We start from the raw sequence: 15,179 nt of genomic DNA, 5'->3' as shown, positions 1-15,179 counted from the left end.
GCGGTGGGGCGGTGGCGCGGGAGGGCGTGTGGCTGGGGCGGCGTCGCTATCGGGGTTGGCGATTGAGTTGATCGGGAATGATTGCTTTTCGTGAACTTGGTTGCGGTCTAGCGTGGTTCGCATGACGACAGAGAAGCTGTTCCCGGTCAACGGTGTGGAGTTGTGCGCGGAGACGTTCGGCGATCCGGGGGATCCGGCGGTGTTGCTGATCCACGGTGGGACGGCGTCGATGCTGTGGTGGGATGCCGCGTTCTGCGCGAAGCTCGCTGGGTACGGCCGGTACGTGATCCGCTACGACCAGCGCGACACCGGCCGCTCGACCACCTATCCGGTGGGCGAGCCGCCGTACGCGATGAGTGACTTGGCTACGGACGCGGTCGGCCTGCTCGACGCGCTAGGTGTTGAGCGGGCGCATGTGGTCGCGCAGTCGATGTCGGGTGGTATCGGGCTGATCATCGGGGTCGACCACGCACCACGAGTCGCTTCGCTGACGTTCGTTTCGACGTCGCCCGGTGGCGACGACCTGCCGCCGCCAGCCGGCGGACTGCCACACATCAGTACGCCGGACTGGGGCGACCCGACCGCCGTCGAGGAGTACGTGGTCCGGTCGATCGAGGCCGAGTCGGCGGGGGTATTCGACGAGGAAGCGGCGCGGGCTCTGGTTCGGGCGGACATGGCGCGGGCGGCGAACTACGAGGCGGTGATGACGAACCACTACTCGATGAACTTCGACGAACCGAAGGGCGGAAGCTTCGGTGAGCTGACGATGCCGGTGCTGGTTGTGCACGGGGATCAGGATCCTTACTTTCCGCCGGCTCATGCCGAGGCGCTGCAGGACGCCGTACCGGACGGGAGGCTGGTGCTCATCAAGGGTGCCGGGCATGGAATTCCCGAGCCGCTATGGGATGAGTTCCTGGCGGCACTGGCCGAGCACACGGAGTCGAGCTGATGCGCGCCGCGGTGTGGTTGCCGTTGTTCGACGAGCTAGCGGACCCGTTGGTGGTTGGGCGGCTGGGTGCCTTGGCCGAGGAGGCCGGCTGGGATGGGCTGTTCGTCTGGGACCAGTTGTGGTGGCGGGAACCGATCCAGGCGGTCGCGGACCCGTGGATCACGCTCGCCGCGGTGGCCTGCGCGACTGAGCGCCTGCGGATCGGGCCGATGGTGACGCCGGTGGCCCGGCGGCGGCCGGTGAAGTTGGTGAAGGAGACGGCGACGCTGGATGTGCTGAGTGGTGGCCGGTTGACCTTGGGGGTCGGGCTGGGGAGTGATCGGTTCGCGGGGGAGTACTCGCGGACGGGGGAGACCGTGGACGATCGGGTCCGGGCCGAACAGCTGGACGAATCGCTGGGAATCCTGAAGGCCGGCTGGAGTGGTGAGCCGGTCGTGCATGACGGACAGCACTACCGGGTGGACGACGTACGCCTCCTGCCGCGACCAGCGCAGGGACAGGTCCCGATCTGGGTCGCAGGGTTCCCTGGCAACCTCAAGCCGATCCGGCGCGCGGCGCAGTACGACGGGTTCTTCCCCGTCAACCTGTCGTCGGCGGACGAGTTGGCAGCGGCGACCGGCCGGCTGCGGGAGATTTTTGAGCAGGATGCACTGCCAGAGGGATTCGACGTGGTGGTGGCGCTCGAACCGGAGATGGATCCGCAGGCGTTCGAAGCGGCCGGCGCGACCTGGGGGTTGACCGACGTCGATCCGACGACGATGCGGCTGGCCGATGTGCGGGCGATGATCGCGGCCGGCCCCCAGTGGTAGCGGCAGGGTGGTAGCTCCTCAGTGCGTGAGGCGGTCGACCAAAGCGGCGAGGTGGGCGTCGGTCTGTTGTGGCGGGGGACTGGTGGAAGCTAGTAGATCGAGGGCGTGGGTGTAGGTCTCGACATCGTCGCGCTTGTCCAGATAGAGCGCGCTGGTCAGATGCTCCAGGTAGACGATGTCGGGCAGGTCCCGCTGCGGGAACCGCAGCAGACTGAACGCGCCGCCGGTGGCGGCATGGCCGGGGCCGCCGATCGGGATGATCTGCAAGGTGACATTGGGACGATGCACGGCGTCGCGCAACGCGTTCAGCTGCCGGCGAAGGACATCGGCGCCGCCGATCGGTCGATGCAACACAGCCTCTTCAACCACGGCCCAGAGTTTGAGCGGGGGCTCGCGATCCAGCACCCGCTGCCGCCTGGTCCGCAGGGCGACCACCCGCTCGATCTCTTCGTCACCACGAGAAACCCCGGTCAGCCGCGCGACCGCCCGCGCATACTCCGCCGTTTGCAGCAGGCCAGGAACGAACTGGATCTCGTAGGTCCGGATCAGCTCCGCAGCAGCCTCCAGCCCGAGGTAGGCATCGAACCAGTCCGGCGTGACATCGCCGTACCGATGCCACCAGCCGCGATTGTTCGCCTCGCGGGCCAGCTCGAGCAGCCGATCACGCTCGCGCGCCTCGCTCACGCCGTACAGACTCAGGAGGTCCTCGACGTCGCGCTCCTTGAATCCGACGCGGCCGAGCTCCAGCCGGCTGATCTTGGACTCCGATGCCCGGATCGCCCACCCGGCGTCGGTCCGGCTCACTCCCGCCCGCTCACGCAGCCGCCGCAGATGACTCCCAAGCATCATCCGCAAGGCCGTCGGCCCCACTACACCTTGCCCCGCCATGAGGCCACTCTACAGCACTATCGAACATATGTTCTAGCGGTGGATCACTGGAACGGGCGGACCTCGATCTTGCGGTCGCAGACCTTTGACGCCTCGGTGGCGAGTCTGAGTGCGGTGTCGAGGTCGGGTGCCTCCCAGACCCAGACGCCGGCCAGGTACTCCTTCGATTCGACGAAGGGGCCGTCGCTGAAGAGCGTCTGCTCGCCGCGGTTGTCGATGACGGTGGCCGTGCCGGTGTCGGCGAGGCCGCCCGCGAAGACCCAGTAGCCCTCGGTGATCAGGCGCTCGTTGAACTCGCTGATGGCGGGCATCCGGTCCGTGCTGCCGGGGTGGTCCTTGTCGTCGATGACGGAAACCAGAAACTGCATGCTCAACTCCTGTGGGGGCTGACGAATTTCTCCGGGCCATCCTAGGGAGGGGGTTGGTCAGTCGGTCCGGGTTTCGGCGAGGGCTGTCCAGTGTTCGACGTCGGCCGGGGTGAAGTGGCGGATGGCCCAGTCGGTCATGCGCAGGCTCATGTGCGCCCACAGCGGGCGGAGGATGTCCGGCGGGATCTCGTCGAGGATCGCGTCGAGCCGTGCGACGACGGCCGGGTCCGGGCGGCCACCGTGCAGGCCGAAGCGGAGGGTGACGAGGTCGAGGCGGTGATCGCCACGGCCGGCGCCGTCCCAGTCGATGATCCCGGTGAGCTTGCCGTCGACCGCGAGCAGATTGCCGGGATGGAAATCGACGTGTACGGCGTCGTCACCGCGCAGCGGGCCAGGGTGGTCGGCGCCGACCGCGGTAATCCAGTCGTCCAGTCGCGCCGTACGGCGGTTGTGTGCTCTCAAGGGGCCGTGGAGGCAGAAGCCAGGCCCGTCGAAGGTCAGGTAGAGGTTGAGACCGGGAACCGTCGAGTTGCCGGTGAGCAGGAGCCGCAGTTGCTCGTTGACCGCGAGAACCTGCTCCAGCAGATCCTCGTCCAAGACCGAAATAGGTGCTCCAGGCAACAACTCCTGCACGGTCGCCACAGCCGACCCCAACTGCACCGCCAGCTCCGTCCGCGGCACCGGCAACCCAGCCAGCCGAGCCGCTTCGGACACAGCCAGCGGACCGGCCTGAAACTCCTCCAGGCCGGTGCCAGGCCGCCACTTCAGCACCGACCGGCGCCCGTCGTCCCAGCGGACATAAGCCGCGCCGACCTCGCCGCCGGAGCACAACCCCTCGACCTCAAGCTGTACGCCGCTCTGATCCGCGACCTCGTCCGCCACCCGCCCTACGTCGAGACGGGCGACTCGGCTCCAGCTGGACGTCATGCTCCGACGCTAACCGATCGCGGCCTTCAGGCCGGCCGGAGTAACGGAGGCGGTCATCAGTTGGTTGCCGTTCACGAATACGGAGGGAGTGTTGTGGAGGGGGAACTGCATCGAGGCCTCGGTGACCGTAGCGAGCCAGCCGGTATAGCTCTTCGACTTCAGCTCCGCGGCGAACTTGCCTTCCGGTACGCCGAGCTTGTCGCCGAGCTCGATGAGCTGGTCATCGGTCCAGGCCTTGGCGAAGTCGCCGTAGATCGCGCGCAGATAGCCGCGCCCCTTCCCGTTGGCCGCGGCCACCGCGAACAGGTTGGACAGCTGTGGCCGTCCTCCGCTCGAGTCCAGCGGCCAGTACGTGACGGCGGCGGTGCCGTCCTGAAGCAGCGTGTCCAGGGTGGCGCCGTTCGCCTTCTCGAAGTCGGCTTGGCCCAGTCCGTCGAAGGTCATCCAGATGTCGATGGTCGCCTTCGCACCAGGCCTGCCGTACGTGATGCCCTTACCTGCGGTCCCAGGACCGGTGATCAGCGTGGGTTCAGGCCCGGCGTCGACCCGCACCGGCGAATGCTCGCGCCAGTAGTTGACGCCGCCTCCGGCAACGAGCGCCAGCACGAGGGTCACCGCGATGACGATGCCGGCCGCTCGGGTGTGTTGCGCGACGGTGAACCAGAGCAGCACCGCGCAGGTGACTCCGATCAGAGCGAACGGGATGCCCTCCAGGGTGTAGCCGTACCGCCCCGCGCCCAGGATCGCTCCGACGGCTGCGATGACCACAACGGGAGCCAGACCGAGCCGTGCCGGTTGGGTTGCGGGTGGCAACAGGCGGGCGGCGACCGCGTACCAGATGCAGGCGAGGAGAGTCGCGCCGATCGCGTCACTGGCCCGGTGCCAGCCAAGATTCTGTACGGCGGCCGCGATCAGGGCCAGCCAGAGGAGACCGACTGCTGCGACGTACCGGCGTACGAGCGGACCGGCGACCAGAATCGCGCCGGCGACGAGACCTGCCGTGATGGCGACATGGCCGCTCGGGAAGCTCGACTCGGTCAACTCCACACCGGCGCCGCCGATAGCCGGGCGCGGCAGCACGTACCGGTTCAGGATGAAGGCGCTGGCTGCGGTGGCGACCGGTACGAACACGCCAGCGGCTGCAACCCACCGACGTCGGCGCGCGACCGCGGCCAGAGCGATCAGGACGACGCCGACGAAGAAGGTTGCCTCCTCGCCCAGAATCGGCGGTGGGCGGATCGAGTACTGATTGCCGATCCAGGTGTCGGAGCTGTACCCCTTCAGCATCGAGTTCTCGAACCGCTGTCCGAACGGCGTGCAAACGGCGACGACGTACAGCGCCACAAAGGCGAACGCCAGCACGATCGGCACTCGCATCATCGTCGTGTACTTGGTCAGGGGCGGCGGTTGGGCTCTCACAGCCAGCGATGCTAGGCGGCACGTATTACAGGACCGACAAGATCAGTCGCGCAGGAACTCTGCTCGCCAGCGGAAGGCGGTGGGGTCTGTCGGCGCAGGGACCTGGTCGAGCGAGATCAGGCGTAGGTCCGGAGCGGAAGCGAAAGACTCGACGGTCCCTCTGGTGAGTGGCCACGGCGGACCCTCGATCTCATCGTCAGGTTGACCGTCAGCTCGGGGTGAGGCGATGACGACGAGCGTCCCGCCGGGAGCCACGAGCTCGCCGACCTTCTGTACGGCGGCCGCCTGCAGACTGATGGGGAGGGCCTGGACGGTGTAGATCTCGATGACCAGGTCGAACGCGTGGTGCCACTCCGCCGGTTGGTCCAGCAGGTTGGCGACGACGTACTGCGCCTGCGAGTCGGGGTGATTGCGTCGCGCGGTCTCGACGGCTGTGGGGGAGATGTCGAAGGCGGTGGTCTGGTAGCCGTGATCGGCGACCAACTCCGCGTCCCACCCGGTGCCGGCGCCGATGACGACCGCGGACTTGCCCGAGCCGTCCGGTCCCGAGGCCTCGAACCATTCGGTCAGCAGCGGGTTGGCGAAGCCACGGTCCCACGGAATCACGGCTGTGCCGTCGGAGGCAGCGGAGTACAGGTTCTCGAACCAGCCGGTCGCGTCGTCACGGTCGAGCGACTGACGGGCGATCCGTTGTGCCTGGAGATCTGGGTCTTCACTCATCTGGCTCACCTTCTCCGTCGAAGCCTTCGTGGATCGCGCGCACAGTCTGCACCGTATCGACCTGGTCGGGCGTTTTGTCCTCGCGGTAACGCAGCACGCGGGCGAACCGGAGCGCCATCCCCGCCGGATAACGCGGCGACGTCTGCACGCCGTCGAAGGCGATCTCGACGACGACCTCCGGCCGCACATAGACCGTGTACGAATCCTGCCGCTCGGCCAGCCCCTGGAAGCGCTCGGTCTGCCAGCGCAGCAGCTCGTCGGTCAACCCCTTGAACGTCTTGCCGAGCATGACGAACTCTCCGGTCGTCTCGTCCCGGGCGCCGAGGTGCAGGTTTGACAGCCAGCCGGTACGGCGGCCGTGGCCCCACTCGGCGGCGAGCACCAGGAGGTCGAGGGTGTGGGTCTGTTTCACCTTCACCCAGCCCGAGCCGCGCCGACCGGCCTCGTAGGGAACGGTCAGCGACTTCACCATCACGCCCTCGTGCCCCCGCCGTACCGCGTCCTGGAAGAAGGCTTGGCCCTCCTCGGGATCGTCCGTCACCAGCCGCGGGATGCGTTGCTCAGGTGGGATGAGTTTGCTCAGCCACTCGTGTCGCTCGGTGCTCTCGAGGCCGAGGAGGTCCTGCCCGTCCTGATGCAGGATGTCGAAGAAGTACGGCGTGAGTGGCACCGACTCCGGGCCGGTCGCAGCCCGCGTGGCTGTCCGGGAGCCGGTCACCTGGAACGCCTCCGGCCGCCCGTCCGGTCGCAACGCGATCAGCTCGCCGTCGAGAACGACCTGCTGGGCATCCAGCTCAAGCACAGCGGTCACCACCTCGGGCACCCTCGTGGTGATGTCGTCGAGCGTCCGCGTGTAGACGACGACCTCGTCACCGTTGCGGTGCACCTGGATCCGGATTCCGTCCAGCTTCCACTCGAGCGCGGCCGGCGTCCCGGTCTTCGCGAAGGCCTCCGCAACGCTGGTCGCGGACTGAGCCAGCATCGGCTGCACCCCGCGCCCAACCTGCAAGCCGAACTGTGCGAGTCCTGCCTCGCCCTCGGTCAGTACGGCGACCGCCACCGGAGCCGCCGATCCGCGCAGCATGGTGGCAGCGCGAATCTTGGCCAACGGAATCCCGGTCGCTCGGGCCACCGCATCGGCCATCACGCCGTCCAGCGCACCCTGCCGCAACTCGCCGCCCACCAGCAGCCGTAGAAAGGTCTGCTCAGCCTCGGTCGCCTGGCCGAACAACGCATCGACTGCCGCCCGGCGCCGAGCCTGGGAGCCTGCACCGGACATCTCAGCGAGCTCGCCGAACGCCCGGTCGACCGCCTCGACGGTCAGTGAGGGCTCAGCGGCCGGGGCCGGAGCGTCCATCAACGTCCGCCAGCCAACACCCGTCCGGCGCTGGCGCAGCTCGCCGGAAAGGTAGGTCACGACGATCTCGGTCTCGACCGGATCGGTCGCCTGCGCGAGCAGCGCGGCGATGAACTCGGCTTTCTTCAGCCGCGATCTGGTGCCGGCCAGCGCGGCCGAGGTCTGAACCACCTCGGTGAGCAACATGACCTCAGTCTCACCTACGCCGGGGACAGTTTTCAGGGCATCGGCGGCAGATCGTCCAGGAAGTCGCCGGACGGGGTGAAGAACAGCGTGCCGGTGACGGCGGTGGAGAAGTCGAGGATCCGGTCGTGGTTGCCCTCGGGCTCGCCGATGAACATCCGCCGCAGCATCAGTTCGGTCACCGCCGGCGACTTGGCGTAGCCGATGAAGTACGTCCCGAACTCCTCGGTGCCGATCTGCCCGAACGGCATGTTGTCCCGCAGGATCTGCAGTTCGTTGCCGTCGGCATCCTCGATCACGTTGAGGACGATGTGCGCGTTGCTCGGTTTGGTGTCGTCGTCGAGCTCGATGTCGTCGAGTTTGGTCCGCCCGATCGCGAGCTCCTGCTGCTCGGTGGTGAGCGCGTTCCAGGCCTTCAGGTCATGCAGGTACTTCTGCACGATCACATAACTGCCACCAGCGAACTCAGGATCCTCAGCACCGATCAGTACGGCGTCCTCTGCCTCCCGGCCGGCGGGATTCTCGGTACCGTCGACGAACCCGAGCAGGTCGCGCATCTCGAAGTACTTGAAGCCGTGGACCTCGTCGACGACGGTCGCGGCGTCACCCAGCACGTTCATGATCTGGCGGGCGAGCTCGAAGCACTGGTCGAGGTGTCCGGCGCGGATGTGGAACAGCAGATCGCCAGGGCTGGAGACCGCTCGGTGCGTCGCGCCCTGCAGCTCGACGAACGGGTGCAGCTCGGCCGGTCGCGGACCGCTGAAGAGTCGGTCCCACGCATCCGAGCCGATGCTCGTCACACATGACAGAGCGCCGGCCGGGACCCGGAAGCCGACAGACCTGGTCAGCCCGCTGACCCGCTCCAGCAGATCACGTGCAGTCGCCTCCCCGCCGTACTCGATCCGGACCACCAGAAAGATGGCCGAACCGGTGAGCGGCGTCAGCACCGACTGCGGTAGCACCCGCGTCGTCGCCGCCGGTCCGGGAGTTGGATCAGTCACCACAGCGCACTCCTACCGTTCGCCCGGGCAAGTCCGGACCATCCTTACAGCCAGGATCCGGTCTACCTGTCTTGGGTCGATCTTCTAGAGTCCTTGCATGCACCCGCACTCAGGCGAGCCGCGCCCCGAGGATTCGCCCCAGGCACCGCCGGGGCAGTACCCGCCGCCCCCGGCCCAGCAGCCCTACCCGGGCCCACCGCCTCCGCAGAACTACCCGGCTCCGCAGGACTATCCGCCTGCGCAGGGCTACCCGCCTCAGCAGGGCTACCCGCCCCCGCAGGGGTACCCGCCACCGCCGCAGAACTACCCGCAGCCTCAGCAGGGCTACCCGGTGCCACCCGGCTACCAGCAGTACCCGATGGGGCAGCAACAGCAGTGGCCACCACAGCAGTGGCCGCAGCCGTATCCGATGGTGAAGGAACCCCGGGTGATTCCTGCCCCGGCCGGTACGCCGTTCCACCGGCTCGCGCGGACGCCGAAGCACGCCGCGTGGCGACCCGTGGTCGGCAGTCTCGCACTGGGTGGCGGGGTGTTCGCCGCATCGATCGCCGTCTTCTTGCTGTGGTTGGTGTTCCATCTGCTGCTCGGTGGCGATATGCCGTCGTTCGAAAGCACCACCGGCGCGGAGATCTTCGGGAACACGAACGAGGACCTGGCGCTGAACCTGGTGCTGCTGGGCGTCCTGACGCCACTCGTCGCCCTGGCGGCCTGGCTCATTCAGCGCAGGCCGGCCTGGAGCGTCGCCTCGGTGCTGAACAAGATCCGCTGGCGCTGGCTCGCGTGGTGCTGTCTGCCTGCACTCCTGTACGTGGTCGCCGGTGTTGCCTTCGGGCTTCTCGTCGACCAGGTCGTGCCGCCGGACCAGTCCACGATCGACGACGGGGCGTGGGTCGGCTTCGCGGAGTTCGTCGTACCGCTGATCATCATCGTGCTCCTGGTGCCGTTCCAGGCGGCCGCCGAGGAGTTCATCTTCCGCGGCTGGCTGATTCAGGCCGTCGGTGCCTACGGGCCTGACAGCGTGGAAGGCCGCGCGCGCTGGGCCCGGGTGCTGTTCCGGTCGCCCTGGCCGGCGATCGCGATCAGCGCGATCGCGTTCGCTTCCGTGCACGGGTACACAGGTTGGGCGATGGCCGACATCCTGCTGTTCGCGGGAGCGGCCGGCTGGCTCACGGTGCGGACCGGGGGAATCGAGGCGGCGATCGCGCTGCACGTGCTGAACAATCTGTTCGCGTTCCTGTTCCCGGCGGCCACCGGCGGCCTCGACGACTGGTCCGAGCAGGGCGGTGCGCCGTGGACGATCCTGCTGTCCGACATTCCGGCACTCGCGATCGTCGTGTTCTCCGTGGTCTGGTTGGCGAAACGGCAGCAGATCGCACGGGTCAGCTAAAACCAGAAGCGAACTGTCGGTGGCGTCTGACAGGGTTGCCGGCGTGACGAAGATCGAAGCTGTTCTGTTCGACTGGGGTGGCACGCTGGCGACCTGGCACGACGTCGACCTGCCCGCGTTGTGGCGGTCGGTGGCGGTGCTGATCGACGAGGAGCGTGCCGACGAGATAGCGAAGCGTCTGCTGGAGGTGGAGAACTCGGTCTGGAGGCGTTCGCGTGATCATCACCTGAGCAGCACCCTGGAGGAGGTGTGCCTGCTCGCCGAGGTCGAGATGACCGAGGCCGCACGCGCGCAGTACGAGCTTGGCTGGACGCCGCACACCATCCTCGAGCCGGACGCGCTGGAGACCCTGCACGGGCTGCGTGAGCGTGGCGTGAAGATCGGTGTGCTGTCGAACACGATCTGGCCGCGCCGCTGGCACGAGGAGATCTTCGCCCGCGACGGCGTCCTGGAGTTGCTGGACGGCGCGGTCTACACGAGCGAGATCCCGTACACGAAACCGCACCCGGAGGCATTCAACGCGGCGATGAAGGCGGTCGGGGCCTCCGACCCCGCGACCTGTCTGTTCGTCGGCGACCGGCTCTTCGACGACGTCTGGGGCGCTCAGAACGTCGGCATGCGCGCCGCGCATATCCCGCACAGTGCGATTCCGCTCAACCAGATCGGCCACACCGAGGGGACCCCGGACGCCACCGTGCACCGCCTGGCCGAGCTGCTTCCCCTGATCGACAGCTGGAACCACTAACAGAAGAACCCCCGGGCCGGGAAGCGGCTCGGGGGTCCTTCGGAGGGGTTTCGGGGTGCTAATTGTGCAATCGGTTATGCGGCCAGCGTCGGGTCGGCCATCAACCGCAGCCGGCCCAGCGCCTCGCGCTCGATCTGGCGGACGCGCTCGGCGGAGATGCCGTGCACGGCGCCGATGTCGGCGAGCTTGGCCTGCCGGCCGTCGTGCAGCCCGTACCGGCGCCGGATCACGTCGGCCGACCGCGGATCGAGCTGATCGACCAGGCTGAACAAGCCTGACCGGTCGGACGCGTCCGCGACCAGCTGGTCGGGGCCCGGCGCGGTCTCGGCCGCGATCAGGTCACCCAGCGAGGTCTCACCCTCGTCGTCGATCGGGTTGTCCAGGCTGATGTGGTCCCGGCCGATCCGGATGAGTTCACTCACCCGCTCCTCGTCCAGGTCCAGCTCCGCCGCGATCTCTTCGACCTCCGGCTCACGCCCGAGCTTGCGCTCCAGCGTCCGCCGGGCCGACCCGATCTGGTTCAGCTGCTCCACCACGTGCACCGGCAGCCGGACCACTCGGGCCTGCTGCGCGATACCGCGGGTGATGGCCTGCCGCACCCACCAGGTCGCGTACGTCGAGAACTTGAATCCCTTGCGGTAGTCGAACTTCTCCACCGCGCGGATGAGCCCCGTGTTGCCTTCCTGGACCAGGTCCAGCAGTGGCATCTGGGACCGCCCGTAACGGCGCGCGATCGACACCACCAGGCGGAGGTTCGCGGTCACGAACCGCTGCTGGGCGCGCTGGCCTTCCTCCGCCAGCCACTCCAGCTCCTCCTCCGTGGCATATTTGGGCGCTCCGCCCTTCTTCCGTCCAACCCGCCCCTCGGCCAGCAGTTGCTCCGCGAGGAGACCTGCCTCGACCGTCTCAGCGAGCTCGACCTCTTCTTCAGCCGTCAGCAACGGCGTACGCGCGATCTCTTCGAGATAGAGACCGACGCTGTCCTTGCCGTCGATGCCGTCGTCCGTGCTGCGGACACGAGTCGTGCGAGCCACCGAAACTCCCTTCGTCGTTACATGGAGAGCAACGCTCGAGTGAGGTTCAAGATTCCACGACGAGTGTGTAAACACCCTGAACGTTCCCTGAGAGTTCCCGGCGCCGCTCACGCGGTAATCCGGTACCCGGATGCGGTGATCGACGCACCTTCGGCAGGCACGCGGGAGAAAAGCCTGAGAATTCGTCCAGAAAACGGCTGATCCGGCGTGCTGAATGTGTTGCACAACACACCGGATCAGGCAGTTATTCCCGCGGAACTAGGCCAGACCGAGGGTGTCCAGCTCCCAGGCGAGGCTGAAGGCGACCTCGCGCCAGGCGTCGTACCGGCCGCTGCGGCCGCCGTGACCGGCTTCCATCTCGGTCTTGAGCAGTACGTCGACCTCCCCGGCGGCCGTGGACCGGAGTTTCGCCACCCATTTCGCGGGCTCGACGTAGAACACCCGGGTGTCGTTCAGGCTGGTGATCGCGAGGATGCGCGGGTACTGCTGTGCGGTGACGTTCTCGTACGGCGAGTACGACTTCATGTACTTGTAGACCTCGGGGTCCTCGAGCGGGTTACCCCATTCCTCCCACTCGATCACCGTCAGCGGCAGCGACGGGTCGAGAATGGTGGTGAGCGCATCGACGAACGGCACCTCGGCGACGATGCCCCCGAAGGCCTGCGGGGCCAGGTTCGCGACCGCGCCCATCAGCAGACCGCCGGCGCTGCCACCCTGCGCGACGATCCGCTCCGGACGCGTCCAGCCGTCCTTGACGAGGTGCTCGGCCGCCGCGATGAAGTCGGTGAAGGTGTTCCGCTTGGTCAGCGTCTTGCCGTTGTCGTACCAGTGCCGGCCCAGCTCGCCACCGCCGCGCACATGCGCGATCGCGAACACCACGCCACGGTCGAGCAGCGACAGCCGCGGGATCGAGAACCACGGGTCCATCGAGCTCTCGTAGGAGCCGTACCCGTACAGCACGACGGGCGCGTTGCCGTCCTTGGCGACGTCCTTGCGCGCGACCAGCGATACCGGCACCTTCGTGCCGTCGGGAGCGGTGGCCCACTCGCGGTACTGCGTGTAGGCGCTCAGGTCGACGCCACCGAGGACAGGCTGCTGCTTGAGCAGTCGCCGCTCACCGGTCGCGATGTCCACGTCGTACGTCGTACCGGGTGTCACCAGTGAGGTATAGCCGAACCGGTACCGGGTGTCGTTCCACTCGTCGTTGCGGCCGGGGGAGACCGTGTAGATCGGCTCGTCGAACTCGAGCGCCTCGGGCGCACCGAAGCCCTCCCCGGTACGGCGCATGATCGCGAGCTCGGTCAGCGCGTCCCGACGGCGGTACAGGATGACGTGATCGGCGAACGCGTCGGCGCCCAGCAGCCGGCTGGTGTCGTCGCCCTCGATGATGGTCGTCCATTCGCCGGGTGCATCCAGCGTCGCCGTGGCCAGCGAGAAGTTCGCGGCGTCGGCGTTGTGGGTGATCAGCAACTGGTCGCCGGCGTGCTCGACGTCGTACTCGACACCTTCACGCCGCGGAGCGACGATCTTGAGCTCACCGGTCGGGTCGTTGGCGTCGAGCAGGTAGACCTCGCTGGTCAGTTTGCTGCCGAGCGCGATCATGATTGCCTGCTCGTTGCGGGTCAGGTCGACGCCGACCCAGAACCGCTCGTCGGGCTCTTCGAGCACCAGTACGTCGTCGGTCGCGCCGAGCGTGTGCCGCCAGATCTGGTGCGGACGCCAGGCGTCGTCGACCTTCGTGTAGAAGATCGTCGAACCGTCCGCCGACCAGGCCGAACCGTAGTGCACCTCCGGCAGCTCGTCGGGCAGCAGCTCGCCGGTGCTCAGGTCCTTGATCCGCAGCGTGAACCGCTCGTCACCCTTGAGATCGACCGAGTACGCGAGCAGCTGCCCGTTCGGGGAGACGTCGACGGTGCCGAGGGAGAAGAACTCCGAGTCACCCGCGACCAGGTTGCCGTCCAGCAGCACCTCTTCACCGGCGATCTCGGCGTCCAGCGCCGGCGGCTCGTCGCCGTTCACCTTGACCCGGCAGTGGATCCCGTACTGGCTGCCTTCCACCGTGCGGGCGTAGTACCAGTACTCGCCGCGCCGGGCCGGCACGCTCAGGTCGGTCTGCAGTGTCCGGTCCGAGATCTCGGAGAAGATTGCCTCCCGCAACGATACGAGATGCGCCGTCCGGGCCTCGGTGTACTCGTTCTCGGCCCGGAGGTAGTCGAGCACCTCGTCGTTGGTCTTGTCCCGCAACCACTCGTAGTCGTCGACGAACGTGTCGCCGTGGTGGGTGCGCTCGATCGGCTTGCGGGCGGCGACAGGGGGCTGCGGTGCGATCACGTTCAACTCGGACATGCGGGCGAGACTACCCGCCTGCGCGCCGACGTGCAGGTGGCTAAACGTCGTACGTGGCGACGACCGGTGCGTGGTCGCTCCAGCGCTCGGCGTACGTCGGTGCGCGGTGGATCACGCAGCCGGTGGCGAGGCCGGCCAGGCCGGGGGAGGCGATCTGGTAGTCGATGCGCCAGCCGGCGTCGTTGTCGAAGGCCTTTCCGCGCCAGGACCACCAGGAATAAGGGCCGGGACCGTCACCACCGAAACGGCGGCCGAGGTCGACCCAGCCGGCCTCGAACAAACGATCCATCCAGGCCCGCTCCTCGGGCAGGAAGCCGCTCTTCTTGCGGTTCGCCTTCCAGGCCTTGAGGTCTTCCTCACGGTGCGCGATGTTCAGGTCGCCGCACATCAGCACGTGCCGGCCGTCCGCGCGCAGCTCGGTGAGCCGGGCAGTGATCGCATCCAGGAACGCGTACTTCTCCTCCTGGCGCGGCGGCGTTTCGAACTCACCAGTGAAGACATACGTGCTCACCGCAGTCAGCAACGACCCGTCATCCAGTACGACGTCCGCTTCGACCCAGCGCCCGGTATCGGCGAACCGCGCCGGGCCGATGTCGATCCGCAGATCCTTGATCGGCCGCCGGCTCGCAACGGCAACCCCGGCGCGCCCTTTGTGACCGTCCAGCGCCGGCTCCGCGTGCGCGAGGTTCCACTCGCCACCGAGCAGATCGCGCAGGACCTCGTCGGTCGCCCGAACTTCCTGCATCAGCAGCAGATCCGGATCGGTCTGCTCCAGCCAGGGCGCCATCCCGCGCCGATAGGCAGCCCTGATCCCGTTCACATTCACCGTAGCGACCGTCAGCACCCCGAAACCCTAGCCTGAACCCCGCCGGCTCCCCGCCCCCGGCACGCAAACCCAAGCGGGCGTACTGCGGTCACCAACTGGGGACCGCGGACATCCGATCGCCTGTCCGAGCTCCCCAGTACCTGCACGAGGTCCAGCCGCCCAGCCGCCAACGCGCGCGCCGCATCCGAGCGACGTGCCACCACCCCCGCCGTACCAGCTC

General features: G+C 67.7%; 14 protein-coding genes. 4 read left to right on the top strand and 10 right to left on the bottom strand.

Annotation, left to right across the window (positions count from 1 at the left end):
- The first annotated feature begins 121 nt into the window (after nt 1-121).
- Both E1261_RS35090 and E1261_RS35085 read left to right on the top strand, forming a co-directional pair.
- Entirely contained in the window at nt 122-949 is an 828-nt protein-coding gene (locus tag E1261_RS35090) for an alpha/beta fold hydrolase (protein WP_132414034.1), read from the top strand.
- Nucleotides 949-1,758, top strand: coding sequence for an LLM class flavin-dependent oxidoreductase (locus tag E1261_RS35085; protein WP_132414033.1), 810 nt, complete (start codon nt 949-951; stop codon nt 1,756-1,758). Before E1261_RS35090 ends, E1261_RS35085 begins: the two co-directional genes overlap by 1 nt.
- 18 nt (nt 1,759-1,776) lie before the next feature.
- Here E1261_RS35085 and E1261_RS35080 read toward each other — a convergent pair whose 3' ends face one another.
- The 7 genes from E1261_RS35080 to E1261_RS35050 are packed head-to-tail and all read right to left on the bottom strand — an operon-like array spanning nt 1,777 to nt 8,621.
- Nucleotides 1,777-2,646, bottom strand: coding sequence for a helix-turn-helix domain-containing protein (locus tag E1261_RS35080; RefSeq protein ID WP_238176621.1), 870 nt, complete (start codon nt 2,644-2,646; stop codon nt 1,777-1,779).
- Between the two features lie 44 nt (nt 2,647-2,690).
- Entirely contained in the window at nt 2,691-3,014 is a 324-nt protein-coding gene (locus tag E1261_RS35075; protein ID WP_132414032.1) for a YciI family protein, read from the bottom strand.
- A 57-nt stretch (nt 3,015-3,071) separates the two neighbouring features.
- Complete coding sequence (locus E1261_RS35070) at nt 3,072-3,941, bottom strand: phosphotransferase (RefSeq protein ID WP_132414031.1); 870 nt, start codon at nt 3,939-3,941, stop codon at nt 3,072-3,074.
- 9 nt (nt 3,942-3,950) lie between these two features.
- The gene (locus E1261_RS35065; protein ID WP_132414030.1) at nt 3,951-5,360 is read right to left on the bottom strand and encodes a DsbA family protein; all 1,410 of its coding nucleotides are present in this window, start codon (nt 5,358-5,360) and stop codon (nt 3,951-3,953) included.
- 42 nt (nt 5,361-5,402) lie between these two features.
- Nucleotides 5,403-6,080: a class I SAM-dependent methyltransferase gene (locus tag E1261_RS35060; RefSeq protein WP_132414029.1), complete on the bottom strand. Its 678-nt coding sequence runs from the start codon at nt 6,078-6,080 to the stop codon at nt 5,403-5,405.
- A complete protein-coding gene (locus tag E1261_RS35055; protein WP_132414028.1) occupies nt 6,073-7,623 on the bottom strand; it encodes an ATP-dependent DNA ligase in 1,551 nt (516 codons plus the stop codon). The genes E1261_RS35060 and E1261_RS35055 overlap by 8 nt, the downstream gene beginning before the upstream one ends.
- A gap of 32 nt (nt 7,624-7,655) precedes the next feature.
- Entirely contained in the window at nt 7,656-8,621 is a 966-nt protein-coding gene (locus E1261_RS35050) for a Dyp-type peroxidase (RefSeq protein ID WP_238176620.1), read from the bottom strand.
- A 97-nt stretch (nt 8,622-8,718) separates the two neighbouring features.
- Here E1261_RS35050 and E1261_RS46970 point away from each other — a divergent pair, with 97 nt between their 5' ends.
- Nucleotides 8,719-10,008, top strand: coding sequence for a CPBP family intramembrane glutamic endopeptidase (locus E1261_RS46970; RefSeq protein WP_132414026.1), 1,290 nt, complete (start codon nt 8,719-8,721; stop codon nt 10,006-10,008).
- 43 nt (nt 10,009-10,051) lie between these two features.
- Nucleotides 10,052-10,753, top strand: a complete 702-nt coding sequence (locus tag E1261_RS35040) for an HAD family hydrolase (protein ID WP_132414025.1) — start codon at nt 10,052-10,054, stop codon at nt 10,751-10,753.
- Nucleotides 10,754-10,827: 74 nt separating this feature from the next.
- Here the strand turns inward: E1261_RS35040 and E1261_RS35035 are convergent, their stop codons facing one another.
- The 3 genes from E1261_RS35035 to xth form a co-directional block, all read right to left on the bottom strand.
- Nucleotides 10,828-11,787: a sigma-70 family RNA polymerase sigma factor gene (locus tag E1261_RS35035; RefSeq protein WP_132414024.1), complete on the bottom strand. Its 960-nt coding sequence runs from the start codon at nt 11,785-11,787 to the stop codon at nt 10,828-10,830.
- A gap of 258 nt (nt 11,788-12,045) precedes the next feature.
- Nucleotides 12,046-14,133, bottom strand: a complete 2,088-nt coding sequence (locus tag E1261_RS35030) for a S9 family peptidase (RefSeq protein ID WP_132414023.1) — start codon at nt 14,131-14,133, stop codon at nt 12,046-12,048.
- A 40-nt stretch (nt 14,134-14,173) separates the two neighbouring features.
- Nucleotides 14,174-14,977, bottom strand: coding sequence for an exodeoxyribonuclease III (gene xth / locus E1261_RS35025; protein ID WP_132414022.1), 804 nt, complete (start codon nt 14,975-14,977; stop codon nt 14,174-14,176).
- Nucleotides 14,978-15,179: the final 202 nt, after the last annotated feature.

Origin of the sequence: Kribbella albertanoniae (assembly GCF_004348455.1) — a bacterium.
Classification (GTDB): domain Bacteria; phylum Actinomycetota; class Actinomycetes; order Propionibacteriales; family Kribbellaceae; genus Kribbella; species Kribbella albertanoniae.
The sequence above is the reverse complement of the archived record's forward strand: the minus strand, read 5'-3'. Positions and strand labels throughout refer to the sequence as shown.